General features: G+C 52.0%; 18 protein-coding genes. 3 read left to right on the forward strand and 15 right to left on the reverse strand.

Going from position 1 to position 16,993, the window contains the following annotated elements; genetic code table 11:
* The 10 genes from RWJ96_RS05370 to rplM form a co-directional block, all read right to left on the reverse strand.
* Positions 1-676 (reverse strand): hypothetical protein (locus tag RWJ96_RS05370; protein ID WP_314019347.1); only part of this gene is annotated, 676 nt, incomplete at its 3' end.
* Between the two features lie 33 nt (positions 677-709).
* Entirely contained in the window at positions 710-1,549 is an 840-nt protein-coding gene (locus RWJ96_RS05375; protein WP_314019348.1) for an LPXTG cell wall anchor domain-containing protein, read from the reverse strand.
* Between the two features lie 177 nt (positions 1,550-1,726).
* Positions 1,727-2,302: a tRNA (adenosine(37)-N6)-threonylcarbamoyltransferase complex ATPase subunit type 1 TsaE gene (tsaE, locus tag RWJ96_RS05380; RefSeq protein WP_314019349.1), complete on the reverse strand. Its 576-nt coding sequence runs from the start codon at positions 2,300-2,302 to the stop codon at positions 1,727-1,729.
* A complete protein-coding gene (locus tag RWJ96_RS05385; protein ID WP_035431595.1) occupies positions 2,295-2,870 on the reverse strand; it encodes a uracil-DNA glycosylase family protein in 576 nt (191 codons plus the stop codon). The genes tsaE and RWJ96_RS05385 overlap by 8 nt, the downstream gene beginning before the upstream one ends.
* Positions 2,870-4,024, reverse strand: coding sequence for an alanine racemase (gene alr, locus RWJ96_RS05390; RefSeq protein WP_314019351.1), 1,155 nt, complete (start codon positions 4,022-4,024; stop codon positions 2,870-2,872). Before alr ends, RWJ96_RS05385 begins: the two co-directional genes overlap by 1 nt.
* 9 nt (positions 4,025-4,033) lie before the next feature.
* On the reverse strand, positions 4,034-5,659 hold the full coding sequence (locus RWJ96_RS05395; protein WP_314019352.1) for an NAD(P)H-hydrate dehydratase: 1,626 nt from the start codon (positions 5,657-5,659) through the stop codon (positions 4,034-4,036).
* A 3-nt stretch (positions 5,660-5,662) separates the two neighbouring features.
* On the reverse strand, positions 5,663-6,193 hold the full coding sequence (acpS, locus tag RWJ96_RS05400; RefSeq protein ID WP_035431588.1) for a holo-ACP synthase: 531 nt from the start codon (positions 6,191-6,193) through the stop codon (positions 5,663-5,665).
* 24 nt (positions 6,194-6,217) lie between these two features.
* Complete coding sequence (gene glmM / locus RWJ96_RS05405; RefSeq protein WP_314019353.1) at positions 6,218-7,561, reverse strand: phosphoglucosamine mutase; 1,344 nt, start codon at positions 7,559-7,561, stop codon at positions 6,218-6,220.
* A 229-nt stretch (positions 7,562-7,790) separates the two neighbouring features.
* Positions 7,791-8,186: a 30S ribosomal protein S9 gene (gene rpsI / locus RWJ96_RS05410; RefSeq protein WP_314019354.1), complete on the reverse strand. Its 396-nt coding sequence runs from the start codon at positions 8,184-8,186 to the stop codon at positions 7,791-7,793.
* Between the two features lie 3 nt (positions 8,187-8,189).
* A complete protein-coding gene (gene rplM / locus RWJ96_RS05415; RefSeq protein ID WP_314007367.1) occupies positions 8,190-8,630 on the reverse strand; it encodes a 50S ribosomal protein L13 in 441 nt (146 codons plus the stop codon).
* Between the two features lie 332 nt (positions 8,631-8,962).
* On the opposite strand from rplM, the gene RWJ96_RS05420 reads away from it, so the two are divergent.
* Together RWJ96_RS05420 and pfkB are read left to right on the forward strand one after the other, a co-directional pair.
* Entirely contained in the window at positions 8,963-9,988 is a 1,026-nt protein-coding gene (locus tag RWJ96_RS05420; protein ID WP_314019355.1) for an alpha/beta hydrolase-fold protein, read from the forward strand.
* A gap of 249 nt (positions 9,989-10,237) precedes the next feature.
* Complete coding sequence (gene pfkB, locus RWJ96_RS05425) at positions 10,238-11,176, forward strand: 1-phosphofructokinase (RefSeq protein ID WP_314019356.1); 939 nt, start codon at positions 10,238-10,240, stop codon at positions 11,174-11,176.
* Between the two features lie 438 nt (positions 11,177-11,614).
* Here pfkB and RWJ96_RS05430 read toward each other — a convergent pair whose 3' ends face one another.
* The 3 genes from RWJ96_RS05430 to RWJ96_RS05440 form a co-directional block, all read right to left on the reverse strand.
* Positions 11,615-12,010 (reverse strand): hypothetical protein, encoded by a 396-nt coding sequence (locus RWJ96_RS05430; RefSeq protein ID WP_314019357.1) that lies wholly within the window; start codon positions 12,008-12,010, stop codon positions 11,615-11,617.
* A gap of 119 nt (positions 12,011-12,129) precedes the next feature.
* Positions 12,130-13,086 carry a patatin family protein gene (locus RWJ96_RS05435; RefSeq protein ID WP_314019358.1) on the reverse strand — a complete coding sequence of 319 codons (957 nt, stop codon included), beginning with the start codon at positions 13,084-13,086 and terminating at the stop codon, positions 12,130-12,132.
* A 192-nt stretch (positions 13,087-13,278) separates the two neighbouring features.
* Entirely contained in the window at positions 13,279-13,887 is a 609-nt protein-coding gene (locus tag RWJ96_RS05440) for a hypothetical protein (protein WP_314019359.1), read from the reverse strand.
* 349 nt (positions 13,888-14,236) lie between these two features.
* On the opposite strand from RWJ96_RS05440, the gene RWJ96_RS05445 reads away from it, so the two are divergent.
* Positions 14,237-15,376, forward strand: a complete 1,140-nt coding sequence (locus RWJ96_RS05445; RefSeq protein ID WP_396427214.1) for a helix-turn-helix domain-containing protein — start codon at positions 14,237-14,239, stop codon at positions 15,374-15,376.
* Positions 15,377-15,852: 476 nt separating this feature from the next.
* Here RWJ96_RS05445 and RWJ96_RS05450 read toward each other — a convergent pair whose 3' ends face one another.
* Both RWJ96_RS05450 and RWJ96_RS05455 read right to left on the reverse strand, forming a co-directional pair.
* Positions 15,853-16,368, reverse strand: coding sequence for a DUF3021 domain-containing protein (locus RWJ96_RS05450; RefSeq protein WP_314019361.1), 516 nt, complete (start codon positions 16,366-16,368; stop codon positions 15,853-15,855).
* A gap of 161 nt (positions 16,369-16,529) precedes the next feature.
* Positions 16,530-16,976: a LytTR family DNA-binding domain-containing protein gene (locus RWJ96_RS05455; protein ID WP_314019362.1), complete on the reverse strand. Its 447-nt coding sequence runs from the start codon at positions 16,974-16,976 to the stop codon at positions 16,530-16,532.
* Positions 16,977-16,993 lie beyond the last annotated feature (17 nt).

Consider the following 16,993-nt stretch of genomic DNA (forward strand, 5'->3'; position numbering starts at 1 on the left):
CCCAAAGCGGAGCAAAGAAGTAATAGTAAGTTGTTGTGTCATCACGCAGGTCATCAGTGACGGACCACGCAGTAATATCAGCAAAATTCACGTGAACAATTCCATTAGCATCAACGGTGTAAGGCATTGACTGGTCTGGAGTTGCGTTATCTCTTTGCTCATTTGAAAATATTTCTGACGAATAACCCACCAGTCTGTAACCATCTCGCTGAATATTTCCATCAAAAGTAAAACTCTTATGATCGTCTGAAATCGTTGCAGGGATATAGGAATTTCCGTTGTATTGAGTGCCGTATGCGCCGACAACAAGATTGATCCTAACATTCCAACCAACTTCAGGATCATAAAAACGAACAATAGTTGCACCATTGTCATCTGTTGAAGTGGTGTTGGCAGCAGCTTCAGCTGAAGTGGTTGTCTCAGTTGTCGCAGTCGTCTCAGCTGCGGTGACTGCTTCAGTTGTAGCGGACAACTCGGTCGAGACGGTTGTCTCAGCTGTGACGGTTGCTTCAGCTGCATCGTTAGTTGCAGTTGTTACAGTAGTTGTGGTTGCTTCTGTTACTTCAGTGCCCTCAGCAAGTACTCTCACAGAAAGTGTTGGCGAGAAGACCAATGCTCCTGCAAGAGCACCGGAAAGAATAAGGAGCTTTGTGTTGTTGTGAAAATACTTAGGCATAAGGATTTATTTCTACTAGGAGGCGACTATTTACTACTGCATTTTCTTGCGGAGACCAAGTGCAACAAGAGTAGTGCCAGCTGCTGCGAAAACACCTGCTACAGAGCTTGTATCGCCCGTGTTAGGCAGAACGCTCTTCTCGCGCCTTGGTGCTGGCTGCTGGGATGCATCAGAAGCAGGCGCAACTGGTGCAGGTGCTGGCTCGGGTTCAGGCTCTGGTGCTGGCTCTGGGTCAGGCTCAGGTTCTGGTTCTGGTTCAGGCTCAGGGTTTGGCGCCCAGAGTGTAAACAGATGATATCTTGAAGTAATAATTCCTGTATCAATATCGTCTGTAGAACTCCAAGCGTGCAAATCACTAAAATTCATATGAACCATACCATCAGCGTCAATGGTATAGGGCATAGACATATCAGGAGTTGCATCTCCTTGAGCTGAATAGTAATCAGTAGTAAAACCTACCAGCGTATAACCCTCACGCTGAACATTGCTGCTAAAAGAGACGCTTTTGCAGTCATCAGAAATGGTGGGAGGAATATAAGATTTTCCGTTATAGGTGCCACCGTCTGTTGAAACTGAAATATGTAGCTCTCTTGTCAGGCCATAGTAATTGTTATCTATATATGATTTAACAGCTTCTGCGTCACTATCATCATCTGTTGAGGCAGCAGCGGTCGTCTCAGTTGTAGTAGTCGCTTCGGTCGTAGCGGCAGACGACTCGGTCGAGGCGGTGGCCTCAGTTGTGACGCTTGCCTCAGCTACCTCAGTACCCTCAGCAAGAGCTATCGCAGAAAGTACTGGCGAGAAAACCAACACACTTGCCATAATACCTGCAATTGCGAGCATCTTTACGTTGTTGCGCAAATACTTTGACATTTCATATTCCTTAACTCGTGTATTTCAAAAAAACAATTGTTTTTCTTTTTTGAACATGTTTCAACAGATTGGTAAGTATATATGAAAAGAAATCGCAGGTGTACTGCCAAAATATCCAGTTATAGATATTCTTAAAATATCTATAACTGGGTGACAAAAACGTTATTTATTCAGTAATTACAGCGACTGAATGATTTCTTCTCCGCGAGCATTTTGTGGGATAAAGCGAATCTCACGACGGGGTTCTGCGTCGTCGGATGCAATCTCTTCCTCAGATAGTCTAGAGACATACACATCAAGGTTTCTCTCGCCAATTTGCTCCGCAAATTGCTCTCCCCACTCGATGATAGTTGGACCATCAGACTCAAGTGCATCGTACAGGCCCGTATCTTCAAGCTGATCAGGGTCGTTTAGGCGATACAGGTCAAAGTGGTAGAGAGGCATAAGTGTACCCTCATAAACCATCTCGATAGTGAAAGTTGGGCTGGTTACATCATCCGTGACGCCCATACCAGCAGCAATACCCTTAGTGAGCTGCGTTTTTCCAGCGCCCAGATCTCCCGTAAGCACCAGAACGTCTCCCGCTTGCAGGAGTTTGCCCAGAATCTGACCAAGAGCAATAGTCTGCTCTGTAGTAGTAGAGACATATGTGCCAGCCGCAGTTTTCTCTGGCAGGTTATTTGTTGCAGTGTTGCTTGCTGCAGAGCCATTGTTTGCTGTAGCGTCATTTGCGCTGGTAGAAAAGTTAGTCACACGAGCCTCCTCGAGGGTGTTCCTCAAGCCAATCGGCAAGAAGTCGCAGGTCATCTTTGAGGAACTGCGCCCACTCCTTGCGGTAAATAGTTGATGCGGGATGCATGGTAGGCAGCACGCTAAAGGCGCCTATCTGGTAAAACTTGCCGCGCAGCTCCGTCACGCCCTTATCGGTATGCATGACAAACTGCGTTGCAAAATTTCCCAGGCAGACAATAACGTCTGGTTTAATAGCACGAATCTGATTACGAAGATACGGAGAGCATTCCTCCACCTCGGCTACCTTGGGATTTCTGTTTGAAGGTGGTCGGCATTTGACCACATTAGAGATAAAAACATCCTGGCGAGAAAGGCCAACTTCTTCTAACAGTGCATCAAGCTTTTTGCCCGATACGCCTACGAAAGGTTGACCGCTTAGATCCTCATTTTTACCAGGGGCTTCTCCCACAATCATGACGCGAGCCGTGGGATTTGGGCCACCAAACACAATGTTGGTGCGTGTTTCCCACAGCGGGCATTTCTTGCAATCAGTTATCTGCTTGCGAATCTCGTCAAGCGTGACTGCCATTAGATGTACACCTTATCGAGGCGCGCACCAAAGTTGCAAACTACCTCGTAATTGATGGTCTCGCGGAGGTCAGCCATCTCATCCGCGGTGATTTCTTGGTCGCCGTCTTTGCCGATGAGGGTAACCACGTCACCATGGCGAATTTCGTGTGCAGGCTTATTAGCATGTGTACCTGCGGTATCAACAGCAATCATAAACTGATCCATGCAGATATTACCTACCTGGCGAACACGATTTCCACGCGTCAAAACGTCCATGCGGTTAGAAAGGCTGCGTGCAAGTCCATCGGCATAGCCAATAGGAACAGTAGCTACCTGGATGTTATTGCGAGGAACACGCCACGTCATACCGTAACTAACGCCGTCGCCAACAGCTGGATAGATTACGCGCGTCACGCGCCCGCGCACGCTCATAACGGGCTGCAGGTCAATGCGGGGAATGGTGAGCTTGCTTGGATGAAGTCCATACAGGCCAATGCCCACACGAACCATATCGAACTGAATGTCTTTGTGCAGAACCGTGCCAGGAGTGTTATCAGCGTGAACCAAGCCCAGCTCATAACCTGCGTTTTTAAGCGTTGTGACGGCTTCAATAAAACGATTAACCTGCAGGTCAAAATCCCAGTTGTCGAGCACGTCGGCCGTAGCAAAATGCGTAAACGTACCAGCGCATTCAAGACCCCTGTGGAAATCAATAGAGCCGCGTACCTCAAGTAGATCTTCTCGCCTGACGCCAATGCGGGTCATTCCGGTATCGATGGCCAGGTGATAGCGGCCAACCTTGTTAGCTGCGGCGGAAGCCTCGCCATACGCAAGGGCAAAGTCCACCGTGTAGACGGAAGGCATAATGTCAAAGCGGACGAGATCTGGGATGGAAGTGACCGGCGGCTCAGAAAGCACCAGGATAGGGCTCTCAATGCCGGAACAGCGCAGCTCAACGCCCTCATCGACCGTTGCAACGGCAAACTGATCGGCACCCACGGACTGCATGGCTTTAGCGCACTGAGCAGCACCGTGACCGTATGCGTCAGCCTTGACCACGCACATCATCTTAACGCCACGGCTGAGCTGGGCCTTAAACGCCTTTACATTGTGGCGGACGGCAGAAAGATCAATCTCTATCCAAGCCCATCTATCCTGGGGATATGCCGACATCAGGCTCACCTACTCCGCAGCTTCTTCAAAGTCCGCCATAGGAAATGCAATCTGCTCCTCAAGTGCATCGGAGGCAAGACCAATAACATCACAGATGTCGCCAGCCATAGCTCCGCGTACACCGAACTTCTCGGCAGCTAGCTGACCTGCGTATGCGTGAACCTCACAGGCAAGTGAGCAGAAGGTTGGCAGGTCATCAACTTGACCAGCAACCTGAGCCAAGCGGCCAGCAATAGTACCAGCAAGAACGTCGCCAGAGCCAGCGGTTGCCAGTGTGACAGGACCAGGCTTTGGCAGCACGGCTTTCTGAACGCCCACGCAACCGGTAGCGGTACCCTTAGCAACAATGACCAGCTCAGAGCCGCCATCTGCCCAGACAATCTTGCGAGCAGCCTCAAGCTGAGCCACCAGGCTTGCAGGAGGATTATCTACCTGGTTAACCAGGCGACCAAGCTCGCGACGATGCGGAGTCATAATGAGCGGAGCAGTACGACGCGTGAGCTCAGGGAACTCAGGAAGGTTGTTATTGGTAAGGCGAGCAATGCAATTGAGCGCGTCGGCATCAACAATAACGGGCAGCTCAGAGTCAAGCAGTGCAGAAGTAACCTTGACGGTTCCGCCAGAAACGCGCATACCAGGACCAACCAAGGTAACGGTACGCATGGCAGCAAGCTGCAGCACCAGCGTAGCTGCTTCCTCGGTAAACACGCCCTCAGCATCGCATGGGAGGCCAATAACGGGAACCTCTGGCAACATCATCTGAACGCTACTGACAATGGCCTCAGGAACTGCCAAGGTAACGTAGCCTGCGCCTGCACGAGCAGCTGCCTTAGCAGCAAGAACAGCAGCTCCGGGGAAGCGGCTAGAGCCTCCAACCACCAGTACGGAGCCGCGAGAGTATTTATCGCAGTCGTTGAGCTGGGCAGGAACAGAAGCAAGATAATCTTCCAGGTCAACACGCCAGGCAACAGGATCTGCCTCAACAACCAGGCGCTCTGTCTGCTCAGCCAGAGGAGCAACAACAATGGAACCGCAGACGTCTCTACCTGCATCAGCGATGAGGCCGGGCTTCAGCGCAATCATGGTAACGGTAACGTCAGCGACAACACACGCGCTTTCTACCTGGCCCTTCTGCGCAGAAAGGCCACTTGGAACGTCAACGGAAAGAACGCGAGCACCAGACTGATTCAGGCACTCAATCCAAATATCAAACGGAGCACGAACCTTGCCGTGGAAGCCGGTGCCCAGCATGCAATCGAGCACCACGTCAGCCGTTGCCAGCAGGTCAATCAGCTCCTGGCGAGAAGGGCCAACAAGCACGGAAACTCCCGCGCGAACGGCGCGCTGCGCCATCTGACGTGCAAGATCGCCGGAAATCTGATCAGGCTCAAGCGGAGTGACTACCTTAACGTTGCAGTTTCTAGAGCGCAGCGCTTCTGCTGCCACCCAGCCATCTCCACCGTTATTGCCAAGACCTACGAGGATGACAACGTTAGAGATGTCCCCTCCCATGCCAAGGGCCTCTTGAGCAGCAGCGTAACCTGCACGGTGCATGAGCTCGGAAACGCTCACGCCCACGCGTGTCAGCGCAATCTCTACACGCTTGATGTCCTCAACATTTAGTACCGGCTGCATAACTTACTCCTCGGATTTAACAACATCATCAAAGGTTGTCTCAATTATAGGTTCTTGCACGCGCTCAAGCTCATCCAACACAGAACGAGCTTCTTTGAACGAACGTGCCAGCTCTTGGGCAGCATCTTCCTTTTGATCTACCTTGGGTTTTACGGCGTTGGTCACCGCGACCGCATTGGCCACTGCCACGTCTCTGGTATACGAGATAGAAAGCGCAATCTCTTGCACGCCCTGCTCGGCTGCAATCTGTGCAGCCTTGCCCGCTAGACGAGCCTGTGGCCTACCCAGCTGATCTCTCTCAACAGATACATCCTGAAAACCAATACCAGACGAGAAGCCCGTTCCTAAGGCTTTGAGCACGGCTTCTCTTGCCGCAAAGCGAGCAGCATAGTGCTCCGCAGGGCGAGCAGTGCGCTCACAATACGCACGCTCGGCATCGGTGAACATACGGCGAATAAAGTGAGGGCGCCTCTCAATTGCCTGCTGCATGCGGGCAATCTCAAGCATATCTACACCTATTCCTGCCAGTGCCATCGTATCCCCTGGATCTATCTGCGCTTAAGCGCTGAGCCTATACTCCTCAAGTGCGTCAAGCACAATCTGATTTGCCTGCTGGCAGAGCTCATCGGTTGGAGCTTCTGCAAGAACACGTACCAGAGGCTCTGTTCCGGAAGCGCGGACCAACACGCGGCCATTGCCCTCAAGGAACTTCTCGGCAGCTGCAACTGCATCGTTGACCTTAGGAGACTGCATAGCAGCCTCTTTATCAGTGACGCGAACGTTAACCAACTGCTGTGGATATAGTGTAACGGGACGGGTAAGCTCAGAGAGTTTCTCGCGCTCTGCTCGTAAGACCTCCATAATACGGAGGCTGGTCAAGATGCCGTCGCCAGTCTTAGCAAGATCGCCAAAGATGATATGACCACTCTGCTCGCCGCCCAGGCTGTACTCGTTTTCGTTCATGCATGCGTAGACATACTTATCGCCTACGCTGGTTTTCTCGTAAGAGAGGCCAGCGTCGTCAAATGCCTTGAACAAGCCAAAGTTACTCATGACGGTGGTAACCACGGTCTGCTTAGCCAGGCGACCATACTTGTTAAGGTAGGTGCCGCAGACGTAGAGAATCAGGTCTCCGTCAACCACGTGGCCGCGCTCGTCAACTGCCAGGCAGCGGTCAGCGTCACCATCGTAGGCAAAGCCCACGTCAAGGCCATTCTGGACTACAAAACGCTGCAGCTGATCAATGTGGGTAGAACCGCAATCAACATTGATGTTGAGGCCGTTTGGAGCGTTGTTGATAACATGCGTCTCGGCACCCAGGGCGTCAAAGACAGGACGAGCAACACTAGAAGCTGCGCCGTTAGCGCAATCCAGACCAATCTTGAGACCCTGGAGGCTAAAACCGCAGCTAGCAATAAGGCTGGAGATGTAGCGGTTGCGGCCCTGCATGTAATCAACCGTGCGACCAATGCTGTCACCGGTTGCCAGAGGAACCTCAAACTCGCCGTCAATATAGGACTCTACCTGCTCAAGGACGTCCTCGTCCATCTTGTAGCCGTCTTTGTTGACCAGCTTGATGCCGTTATCGGTGAACGGATTGTGGGACGCAGTAATCATGACGCCGCAGTCAAAGGCACCGTCTACAACCTCGTAGCTAACGCCAGGCGTAGGAATGACGTGCAGCATGTACGCATCAGCGCCAGAGGCAACCAGGCCCGAGACAAGTGCAGACTCAAACATGTAGCTTGACCTGCGGGTATCTTTACCAATGATAATGCGAGCTTTACGAGCCTGCTTGGCACCGTAATACCAGCCAATAAAGCGGCCAATTTTGTAAGCGTGATCGACGTTCAAACCCTCGTTTGCGCGGCCTCTAAAGCCGTCGGTTCCAAAGTACTTCATAAGCGTCTCCTAAGCTGCAAATGTACTGTTGTCGGGTGGAGAGCAACGTGCGCGCGAAGCGCCAGCGAACTACTCGACAGGTGGGGCTTCTCGCCAGATGGCGAGAAGAACGTGCGGACTGAAGTGGTTGCGTAAATATGCAAAATGCAACCATTTAAAAGTATACAAAAAAGAGACCTGCCGATATACAACAGGTCTCTTTGTGAGGACTTTTTCGGGTCCAGCGGCCTTAGCGCTTGGAGAACTGAGGACGCTTACGAGCCTTCTTCAGACCGTACTTCTTACGCTCGACCGCACGAGAATCGCGGGTGAGGTAGCCGGCCTTCTTAAGGTCATCACGATACTCGCCAGCCTCAAGAAGAGCGCGAGCAATGCCCAGGCGAAGAGCGCCGGACTGGCCGTTGATGCCGCCGCCGTCGCAGTTTGCGAAGACGTCAAAACGACCAAGAGTATCAGTAATGCGGAGAGGTGCGGTTGCGTTGTCTACGAGCTGCTGGCGACCAAAATACTGGACTGCCTCGCGGCCGTTAACGGTAACCTTACCAGTTCCAGGAACAAGACGAACACGAGCGACGGCCTCTTTACGACGGCCGGTGCCGGTGTAAACAGCGGTGTTATCTGCCATCGTTTAGCCCTCCAGCTCAATCTTGACGGGATTCTGTGCAGCATGTGGGTGCTCAGCGCCGGCGTAAACCTTAAGCTTCATACCCTGCTTGCGACCAAGAGTGGTCTTAGGAAGCATACCCTTGACTGCGTGCTCAACAACACGCTCTGGGTGCTTCTCCATCTCTTCCTTGAAGGAAGTGATCTTCAAGCCACCAAGGTAGCCGGAGTGACGCCAATACTCCTTGTGGTCAGCCTTAACACCAGTAAGGACAACCTTGTCTGCATTGATGATGACAACAAAGTCACCAGTATCAGCGTTTGGGGTGTACTGTGGCTTGTTCTTACCACGAAGAATCATGGCAGCCTTTGTAGCCAGACGACCGAGCGTTGCGCCCTCAGCGTCGATGAGCACCCACTTGCGCTCGACTTCGCCAGCCTTGGCGAACTGAGTCGACTTCTTCACTTGACTCCTCCTACGAATTACGAGTTGATAACCCCTGGACGGGTCATCGATGCTTTTTCTTGTCAGAGATTACGGGGCTCTGTGGAAAAGCCTTAAAAGTATACTCCACTCTTTAGCTGTTGTACGCGGAAATTTTTGTTGCTTCACGAATGCAACAATTCGTTCAAATTTGACGGGTTTCTCCACATTGCAAAGCCGTCCACAGCACAAGAACAACCACTTGGCCTGCTGTGTGGTGCATTTTGTTTCGACTTTTTATTTTATAGGGCGAGAAGTGCGGGCGTGCTCGTATGTTTACACCAAGGTCAAAGCTACAACGTCAGGAGGAAACAATGCGTGACACAGATTTTGTCGCACGTTTGCACCAAAATTTTGCGTTGCTGGGCGGCCAGCTCAAAATCCGCTTCAAGAACCATATTGTTCTGAGCACCTCGCTTGCTCTGTTTGCGGTGCTTTTGCTGGTGATTCCATTTTATGGTTGCTCGCCAGCCGCTTCTGAGAACGCTCAGGGCAGCTCAACTGCTCAAACGGAGGCACAGAAAGATCAGGCTCCAAAAGGAACAGTTAAGGCGACATCGTTCTACTCGCCAACTCTTGGTCTGGACTGGAACTATGACGTCTACCTGCCTGCAGACTACGAGTCCAATCCCAACAAGACCTATCCTGTTGTATATATGCTGCATGGACTGTATGGCAATCATCGCAATCTGCTGGAGCGCTTTGATTCGTCCGCCATGCTTGACGAGGCCATTCAAACCGCTGGTCAGGGAGCTATCGTAGTCTTTGTCGACGGCTTTAACAGCTTCTACATTGACTCCGCTGATCGCGGCCTCAAGATGGAATCTGCCATCATGAACGACCTGGTACCTTACATTGAGAGCACGTATCGCGTGTCAAAAGATCGCAAAGATCACGCAATCGGCGGCATTTCTATGGGCGGTTATGGTGCGGCACGATTTGTTTTGCACCACTCCGATTACTTTAGCAAGGGCATTTTGCTTTCTCCTTCCGTTTGGACAACTCTTGCTGACGACAACTTTATTTACACGTCTCAGCACGCCTTTAGTGATGGCACCACCAGCTGGTCATGGGATCTGTACAAGCAGCTGTTCCCCACTCAGTATCTTGGTGAGGTTGATCCAAGTCAGGTTTCTTTCTTTGTGGCAACAACTTCCGACGATGGCGTAGTACCTGTTGCTGACGTCGACACCTTTGTTGAGCAGCTCAAAAATGCTGGTATCAACGTTGATTACCAGCGCGACTCCGGCGACAACCACAACTGGAAGTACTGGTCCAGGGTTGCTCCAACTGCGTACGCTTGGGCGCTCGACCAGTTCAAGAGTGCTGACAGCAAGTAAGCGCTGACGGCGCGCCGGGCAGCGCGGGGCGGCGCAGGGCGAGCGGCGTGTGCGCCACCGGGCCGCGGGTCCAAGGCGAGCCGCGAGTGCGCCGGGTTTCTCGCCAGAAAAGACCGCGGACATGCGCGTAACAACGCTGTCCGCGGTTACTTTTTTGCCGAAACTGAAGTATTATCAGCGTAGATAACTTGCGCCGCTTGGAAGTGCCGTTCAAGCGCCGATTGCGGCGCCGCAAACCGAGGAGCGACTATGCCCAGCATCTACACCGTCACGCTCAACCCCGCTCTGGACAAGACCGTCCAGGTGCCAAATTTTGCCGTTGACCAGGTGAATCGCATCACGTGGCTCAGGCAGGACGCGGGCGGCAAGGGCATTAACGTCTCCAAGGTTATCGCTAAGCTGGGCGGAGAGTCTACCGCCATCGCCGTTCTTGCAGGTCAAACCGGCAAGTGGATCGCCGATACACTTAGCGAGAATAACATCAAGGTCCAGGCGATTTCCGTTCCCGGCGAGACGCGCACCAATCTTAAGGTCGTCGACACCGAGGGTGGCACCAACACCGACATCAACGAACCTGGTCCCGAGGTCACCGATACCGTGCTTGACCAGGCGCTTGCTGACGTGATTGCCAAGACTTCCGCTGGCGACATTGTGGTTCTTTCCGGCAGCCTCCCCCGCGGAGCTTCCGCTGATACGTATGGCCGCTGGACTCGCGCCCTGCGCGACGCCGGACTGAAGGTTTACCTGGATGCCGACGGCGCGGCACTTTCAGCTGGACTTGAGCAGAAACCATACTTCACCAAGCCAAACGACCACGAGCTCTCCGCCATGCTTGGTCGCGAGCTGACCGATGTGGACGCGATTGCCGCTGCCGCGTCCGAAATTGTTGCTGGTGGCATCGACACGGTCTGCGTTTCCATGGGTGGAAACGGCGCCGTCTACGCTACGGCCAACGAGGTTTGGTATGCAGGTCCAGTAAAAGTCCAGGTAGGAAGTACTGTCGGTGCCGGTGACTCCGTTGTGGCGGCGCTTGCCTTTGCGGATGCACAGGGTCTCTCGACAGAAGACGCGCTGCGGCTGGCCATGGCCACGGGTGCCGCAAACGTCATGGAGAGCGGAACTCAAGCGGCGGAGCGCTCGGTTGTGGATTCGCTTATCGAGAAAGTGCAGCTCACGCGCCTGCGCTAGCGTTCGGGGTGCGAGCGCGCGGGTGCGTTGCGGGTGTGCGGGGAGCTGCGGGTGCACGGGGTTTCTCGCCAGGTGCGCCATAACAGCATGCGCGCCTAAAAAGTGCAAAGAATCTGTATTTTGAATACAGATTCTTTGACAAAATCAGGCAAATCCACAGTTTCTTTTGCATTTTTAGGCAAAATTTACAGATTCTTTGACAAAATCAGGCGCGTTCCAACCAAGATGACTGTCCTGAATTTTTGAGCCTGAAAACTGCATCACGTCTGAGTAAAACAGCTCAGACATGACGAGAAAAACCGGCAAAACCACTCAGACATGGAGCACTTTTCCGGCAAATCATTCAGACATGGCGAGAAAATCAGGCGCGCATAACGTCGCGGGCATAACGTCTCGCTCGTAGCGCCGTCGTGCAAAACGCTCGCGACCTTTCCGCAGTTACTCGGAAGCGCCTTCGACTTTTCTGCGGTTACATTCGAGCTTCCAGCCAATCATCCAACCAACTGCAAGAACGTAATTCTCGATAGCTCCTACCAAATTTACCGACTCGTGCGCGCTCAAGAAATGGATGAAGTGGTTGGTTCCAATTCCAATGCCGCCCAGAATCAGCGCGAGCAAAATTGCACGTAGATAGACCCAATCGTAGTGGAAACAAGTGGTAACCAAAATGATGAGCACCGCAAGATTCCAAAAACCAATCTCTCGCTGCCATCCGGTCGAAATGCCATAAGCGGCGTTGCTTCCCATGTACTCGGGGGCGACAATTTGCAGAATTGCCGCACCGGTCATCGCAACGATAACCAGCGCAAACATTACCTTCAAAAACTTGTTCATTGGCGTCTTCAAAACAAACTCTTTTCGTGTCAATTTGTGCTTCCTGCGCAGGTCGCGTGCAAGCCACCGCAAATCGTGCGCGAGCCACCGCAGATCGCGCGAGTGCCAGCTCGCGCACCCTACTCGATAAAACTTTTAATCTCTTCAAGGCGCTCAAGTGCAACTTGGCGACCTGTCAGGTATAGAGACAGCAGGGCCTCACCGGACTTCTCGTTAACTTTAACTTCAACTGGCTCGGGAGGCTCAAGCACCAGCACTCTACCCTCTTCCTCCAGCTCAAAGAGCTGTTTGCGCTGATCCATGTAGCGCTCAGCGCGAGAAGCCAGCGCGGCTTCAAAGTACGGATATGCAGAATAGAGCTTCGAGCGAATGGCAACCTGCTCGTTGACGTCGGTTTTTACGAAGTTTCTGTCCTGCGTGACAATGACCAGCGCTTTCTTTGCCGGCGTGTGGTCGGGAACGTCAACCGCGTACTCAGCTTTTCCGTCGGGCAGACCAAGCGCCGCCGCAAACGGAATTGAATCGGTTGTTCCGCCGTCCAAATAACGATGTCCGTCCAGCTCAACCATACGAGAAACCGTTGGCATCGACGCGGACGCTCGGACCATGGTCACGTCTTCCGGGAACTTTTTTACGTGCAGATATGCCGACGTACCAAACGTAACATCGGACGCAACCACATACATCTGCATGGGATTTTGATTGAACGCCTCGTTATCGCAAGGGTCCAGGTGGTTTTGGATTTCGTCAAACATAAAATCCGCGCCTGCGATGTCGCCAGTAGTGATCAACGAGCGAATCGAAAGAAAGCGAGGATCGTCCCTAAAGGCCAGCATAATGCGCATGGCGCGACCCATCTGCTTGGACCTGAAGCTCACGGCGTTGATGGCACCTGCGGAAACTCCCCACACGCTCTCAAAGTTGGTGACGCCCTTCTCGCGAAGTACATCAAGAATTCCAGCGGTAAAAATGCCTCGATAACTGCCGCCTTCTAGCACAAGCGCAGTTGAAGATGGGTGCGTCGGCTCCTGCTCCACGCCACCGTTCTGCGAGAATTTTTGCTGCTGATCGTCCATAACAACCTCCGAATTTCGTTATTCAGAGTGTACCCAATTTCCGTCTGGCTGCCCGCCCGGTTTCCGCACAAAAAAGCGCCCGAAGTCAGGCGCTTTACATGCACGTTATATTCTTCTGGCGAGAAACCCGTCGGCTTTGCAACGCGGTCGGCGTCGCAGTTGAGACCGTGGTTGGAGCCGCAGGCTCTTCCCCTACTTGCGGACCTTACGAGAAGCAGCAACAAAACCAAGGCCGCTTACTGCAAGAACAGAGGCTGGAACAACAACGTCCGCGACACCAGTTGCAGGAAGAGCGGACTTCTTCTCTGGTGTTGGTGCAGGAGCTGGAGCAGGCTCTGGTGCTGGAGCTGGCTCTGGATCAGGGGTTGGAGCTGGAGTTGGATCCGGATCAGGTGTAGGAGTTGGATCTGGATCAGGAGTTGTGCCAGGAATGCGAACAAACTGAACTTCAATGACCTCGTCAAAATCAAGCGCAGGAGTCCAGTGACCCTTAACGGTAACAGTGCCATCGCCGTTGTCGACAATGACTACGCCGTCAGCGTTGCCAACCATAAATCCGTCTGGAATTGGGTTAGTAACATCAGGAAGGAAGTATGCGTCCTCAGGAGCGTATGGATTAACCGTTGGATCCATGAGCTGCTCTCTAGTTGGTGCAGGAATAGGAGTTACGCCAGTAGTAGCAGTAGCACCGGTAGTGCTTGTAGGAGCAGGCGCTGTGCCCTCTGCCAGCGCAAATGCTGGAGCAAGTGCCAATGCGGCTACAAGAGCAGATGAAGCGATGCAGACCTTTAAATTCTTCATGTGACTTTTACGCCAAAATTTATGCGCCGGGCCCAACGCCGAGAAGCACAAAATTTTTAGCGCATTCCTTTCTGATATGGATTATTTAATTTCTCCGTGAGCAGATACTATCATATACATACTGAACAAATGTCGCCTCCGGTCGACATATTCTGCGAACGTACAAAAATTTTAAATGACTTTTAAAACTATTTTTCCAAAATTTGATAACATTTCTGCAGGTAAACTATTACGCAACTCAGAGTTGACAAATTTCCAACTCAACTTGGTGGTGTGCAATCAAGGCAATTTTTAGAGTAATAGCCATCACATGTGAATCCCACCACATCACCAACAGAAAGGAATAGCCGTGTTACTGAGCGAGAAAATCATGAGCCTCAGAAAGCGTAATGGTTGGTCACAAGAAGAGCTTGCACAACAGCTTGGCGTTTCGAGGCAGTCAGTTTCTAAATGGGAGTCTATGGCTTCCATGCCTGATATTCAAAAGATTATGGCTATGAGCGAGTTCTTTGGCGTTTCCACAGACTACCTGCTCAAAGACGAGCTTGAAGAGCTTCCAGCCACTGCCATCGCTGTTGATTATGCGGCCTCTTCGGGGCAGGTTGACTCTTCGGATCCCGCTGCCGCAAGCACCGTAGGCAGCACCACGGACAGCACTGACGGCGGCACCGTTGGCGAATCTTCCACTGACAACGCATCTACCAGCAAAACTGTGGCACCGAAGCTCAGCGTTTCTCTCGACACAGCCACCGAATACCTGGATGCAATCGCACGAACTTCTCGCCCCACGGCAGGTGCAATTACCCTCTTTATCCTGGGGCCCGCGCTTCTTGTCTCGCTTGCAACATACAGCGAAGACGCGCTTTACTTTGATCCAATGCACATTTCTCCAGATGCGATGGGTATCGCAGGCATTTGCATCATGATGCTCTTGATTGCTGCGGGCGTTGGCCTGCTGATTCTCCAGGACATGAAGCTCGCGAAGTTTAAGCAGCTCAAGGAGGCCTCTCTCGAGCTCCAGTATGGTGTCGAGGCTGCCGTTCGTAGGCGCGCCGAGTCCACAGAATCGTTGCGATACGTGCAACAGGCTGCCGGCGTCTGCCTTACCATCCTGAGCGCAATCCCCTTCCTTATTGCCTCGTACTATGGGACTGGCCTCACCTTTACTCTTGGTTTCTTCGTGGCAGCAATTCTCGTCTCTCTTGGCGTTTACCTGCTGGTTTACTCGGGAATTCTTAGAGATGGCTACAGGGTTCTTCTTCAGGAAGGCGATTTCTCTCACGACGAGAAAAGCAACAAGAAGGACTACGAATCCACCGCATTAAAGTACAGGTCACTTGCAAAGGCATACTTTGGCGCAATTGCCTTGCTTTACGTGGGCTACAGCTTTATCACCAAGGACTGGAAAAGCTCCTGGATTATCTGGCCAGTCTCCGCGCTCCTCTACCACATCATCATCAGCATCCTGAACGCTCTGAAGAAACGATAAGTGCAACCGCTCGTGCGCGCGATCTGGACGCGCGGCAAACGTGCTGGTCGAAGCGCTGGCTGGACGCGCAGGTTATGTACGACTCACAAGAGCTCGGTCTTCTCAACAGGCCGAGCTCTTTGTGTATAGCTCGGCGAAGGCTCCTTTGAGCCTGAAAAGTACATCATGTCTGAGTAAAACAGCTCAGACATGGCGGGAAAAACCGGCAAATTGCTCAGACTTGGTGAACTTTTTCGGTAAATCGTTCAGACATGGCGAGAAAATCAGGCTCCACGTAAACGCCCATGAAACCACACCTGGATACAAAGCCACGTCACTAAAAGTCTGCCTGAAAAGTACAAAGAATCTGTGTTTGGAACACAGATTCTTTGAAGAAATCAGGCAGAATCCACCGATTCTTTTATGTTTTCAGGCAAAACCTACCGATTCTTTGCAGAACTCAGGCGCAGCTACGCGATCCAGAATCAGTTGCGACTTTACGCGCGACGAGACGCCTGATACTTCTCGAAAGCAGCCTTGTATTTCTGTTCCTCTTTCTTGAACATGGCGTTGAAAAACAGAGTAGTTACCAGAAGAATAACCAGGTACAGAGCGGTAAACGACATCCAGGCCTGCGCCATATTTGGAACCCATCCACCAATAAGCGCCATTGCCACAAGTGTTGGGAACAGACAAACGTTAAAGCCAAGGAACCTCTGAAGGTAGCTAAGTTTGGTAATCAGGGCCTGATAGTTGAACCAAATCTGCTGGTAAATGCCCGAAAGAGCGCCAGCGGCAATCAGCGTGAGGAGCGTGATGTTATTCTGCCTGTCGCCAAAATTGATTGCCAGCGCAATGACGCCATACACAAGCGAGATGCCGGTAAAACATAGTGCTCCAGAAGAAATACCTTTACACATAATTTGACCTGCTGTTTTATTGAGTCCCTCATCAAATTCTTGCTGAGTCTCTCGCTCAATTTCTTGCCAGTTTTGTGATTCATTGCGTTCCATGATGTTCCCTTCTCTGGGATAAAACTACTGTTAAAACTGTGTTTTTGGTGTCATTCCGATTGGGTTCGGGTGACGTTTGGGTGGCGTTCGGGTGACGTTTGGGTGGCGTTCGGGTGGCGTTCGGCGCTTAGACCTGCGGCGCAAGAAAAAGCCTCTAGCCCTTACACAATTCCGATGCGTCGTTTGATTTCGGCGGCGTACTTTCTTGAAGCAACAAGGGTTTTCTCGCCAAGTGACAGCAGTATGCGACCGGAACCTGCGGGTTTGATACCCGTAACCTGATCTAAGTTGACCAGTTCCTGACGAGAAGTGCGCACAAACGCCGTATCTTTGAGAGCATCCTCAAGTTCGGACAGGCGACTAGAACTTTCCAGCGTCTCGCCGTTTACCAGGTGAATCAGAGTCACGTTTCCGTCCGTTTGGATCCATGACACATCCGCGAGAAGAACGACGCGCCTGTTGATAGTACCGGGAACGTATCCAGTCATCTTTCCGTCAACCATTTGGAGCTGACGGACAATTCCCGAAACGCGCGGGTCATCGGGGCCGCTCAAGATGGTCACTTCGATTTGCGCGCGACCCTTTTCTTCAACTACACGAATTTCCATAACACTTCCAAACAACT

It is taken from the genome of Lancefieldella parvula, from assembly GCF_963547875.1.
Taxonomy (GTDB): domain Bacteria; phylum Actinomycetota; class Coriobacteriia; order Coriobacteriales; family Atopobiaceae; genus Lancefieldella; species Lancefieldella parvula_D.

Excerpts from the sequence above, each read along its gene's own strand:
- RWJ96_RS05375 (WP_314019348.1), bottom strand. The coding sequence starts at position 1,549 with ATGTCAAAGTATTTGCGCAACAACGTAAAGATGCTCGCAATTGCAGGT.
- RWJ96_RS05385 (WP_035431595.1), bottom strand. The coding sequence starts at position 2,870 with ATGGCAGTCACGCTTGACGAGATTCGCAAGCAGATAACTGATTGCAAG.
- alr (WP_314019351.1), bottom strand. The coding sequence starts at position 4,024 with ATGTCGGCATATCCCCAGGATAGATGGGCTTGGATAGAGATTGATCTT.
- RWJ96_RS05395 (WP_314019352.1), bottom strand. The coding sequence starts at position 5,659 with ATGCAGCCGGTACTAAATGTTGAGGACATCAAGCGTGTAGAGATTGCG.
- acpS (WP_035431588.1), bottom strand. The coding sequence starts at position 6,193 with ATGGCACTGGCAGGAATAGGTGTAGATATGCTTGAGATTGCCCGCATG.
- glmM (WP_314019353.1), bottom strand. The coding sequence starts at position 7,561 with ATGAAGTACTTTGGAACCGACGGCTTTAGAGGCCGCGCAAACGAGGGT.
- rpsI (WP_314019354.1), bottom strand. The coding sequence starts at position 8,186 with ATGGCAGATAACACCGCTGTTTACACCGGCACCGGCCGTCGTAAAGAG.
- RWJ96_RS05420 (WP_314019355.1), top strand. The coding sequence starts at position 8,963 with ATGCGTGACACAGATTTTGTCGCACGTTTGCACCAAAATTTTGCGTTG.
- pfkB (WP_314019356.1), top strand. The coding sequence starts at position 10,238 with ATGCCCAGCATCTACACCGTCACGCTCAACCCCGCTCTGGACAAGACC.
- RWJ96_RS05430 (WP_314019357.1), bottom strand. The coding sequence starts at position 12,010 with ATGAACAAGTTTTTGAAGGTAATGTTTGCGCTGGTTATCGTTGCGATG.
- RWJ96_RS05435 (WP_314019358.1), bottom strand. The coding sequence starts at position 13,086 with ATGGACGATCAGCAGCAAAAATTCTCGCAGAACGGTGGCGTGGAGCAG.
- RWJ96_RS05440 (WP_314019359.1), bottom strand. The coding sequence starts at position 13,887 with ATGAAGAATTTAAAGGTCTGCATCGCTTCATCTGCTCTTGTAGCCGCA.
- RWJ96_RS05450 (WP_314019361.1), bottom strand. The coding sequence starts at position 16,368 with ATGGAACGCAATGAATCACAAAACTGGCAAGAAATTGAGCGAGAGACT.
- RWJ96_RS05455 (WP_314019362.1), bottom strand. The coding sequence starts at position 16,976 with ATGGAAATTCGTGTAGTTGAAGAAAAGGGTCGCGCGCAAATCGAAGTG.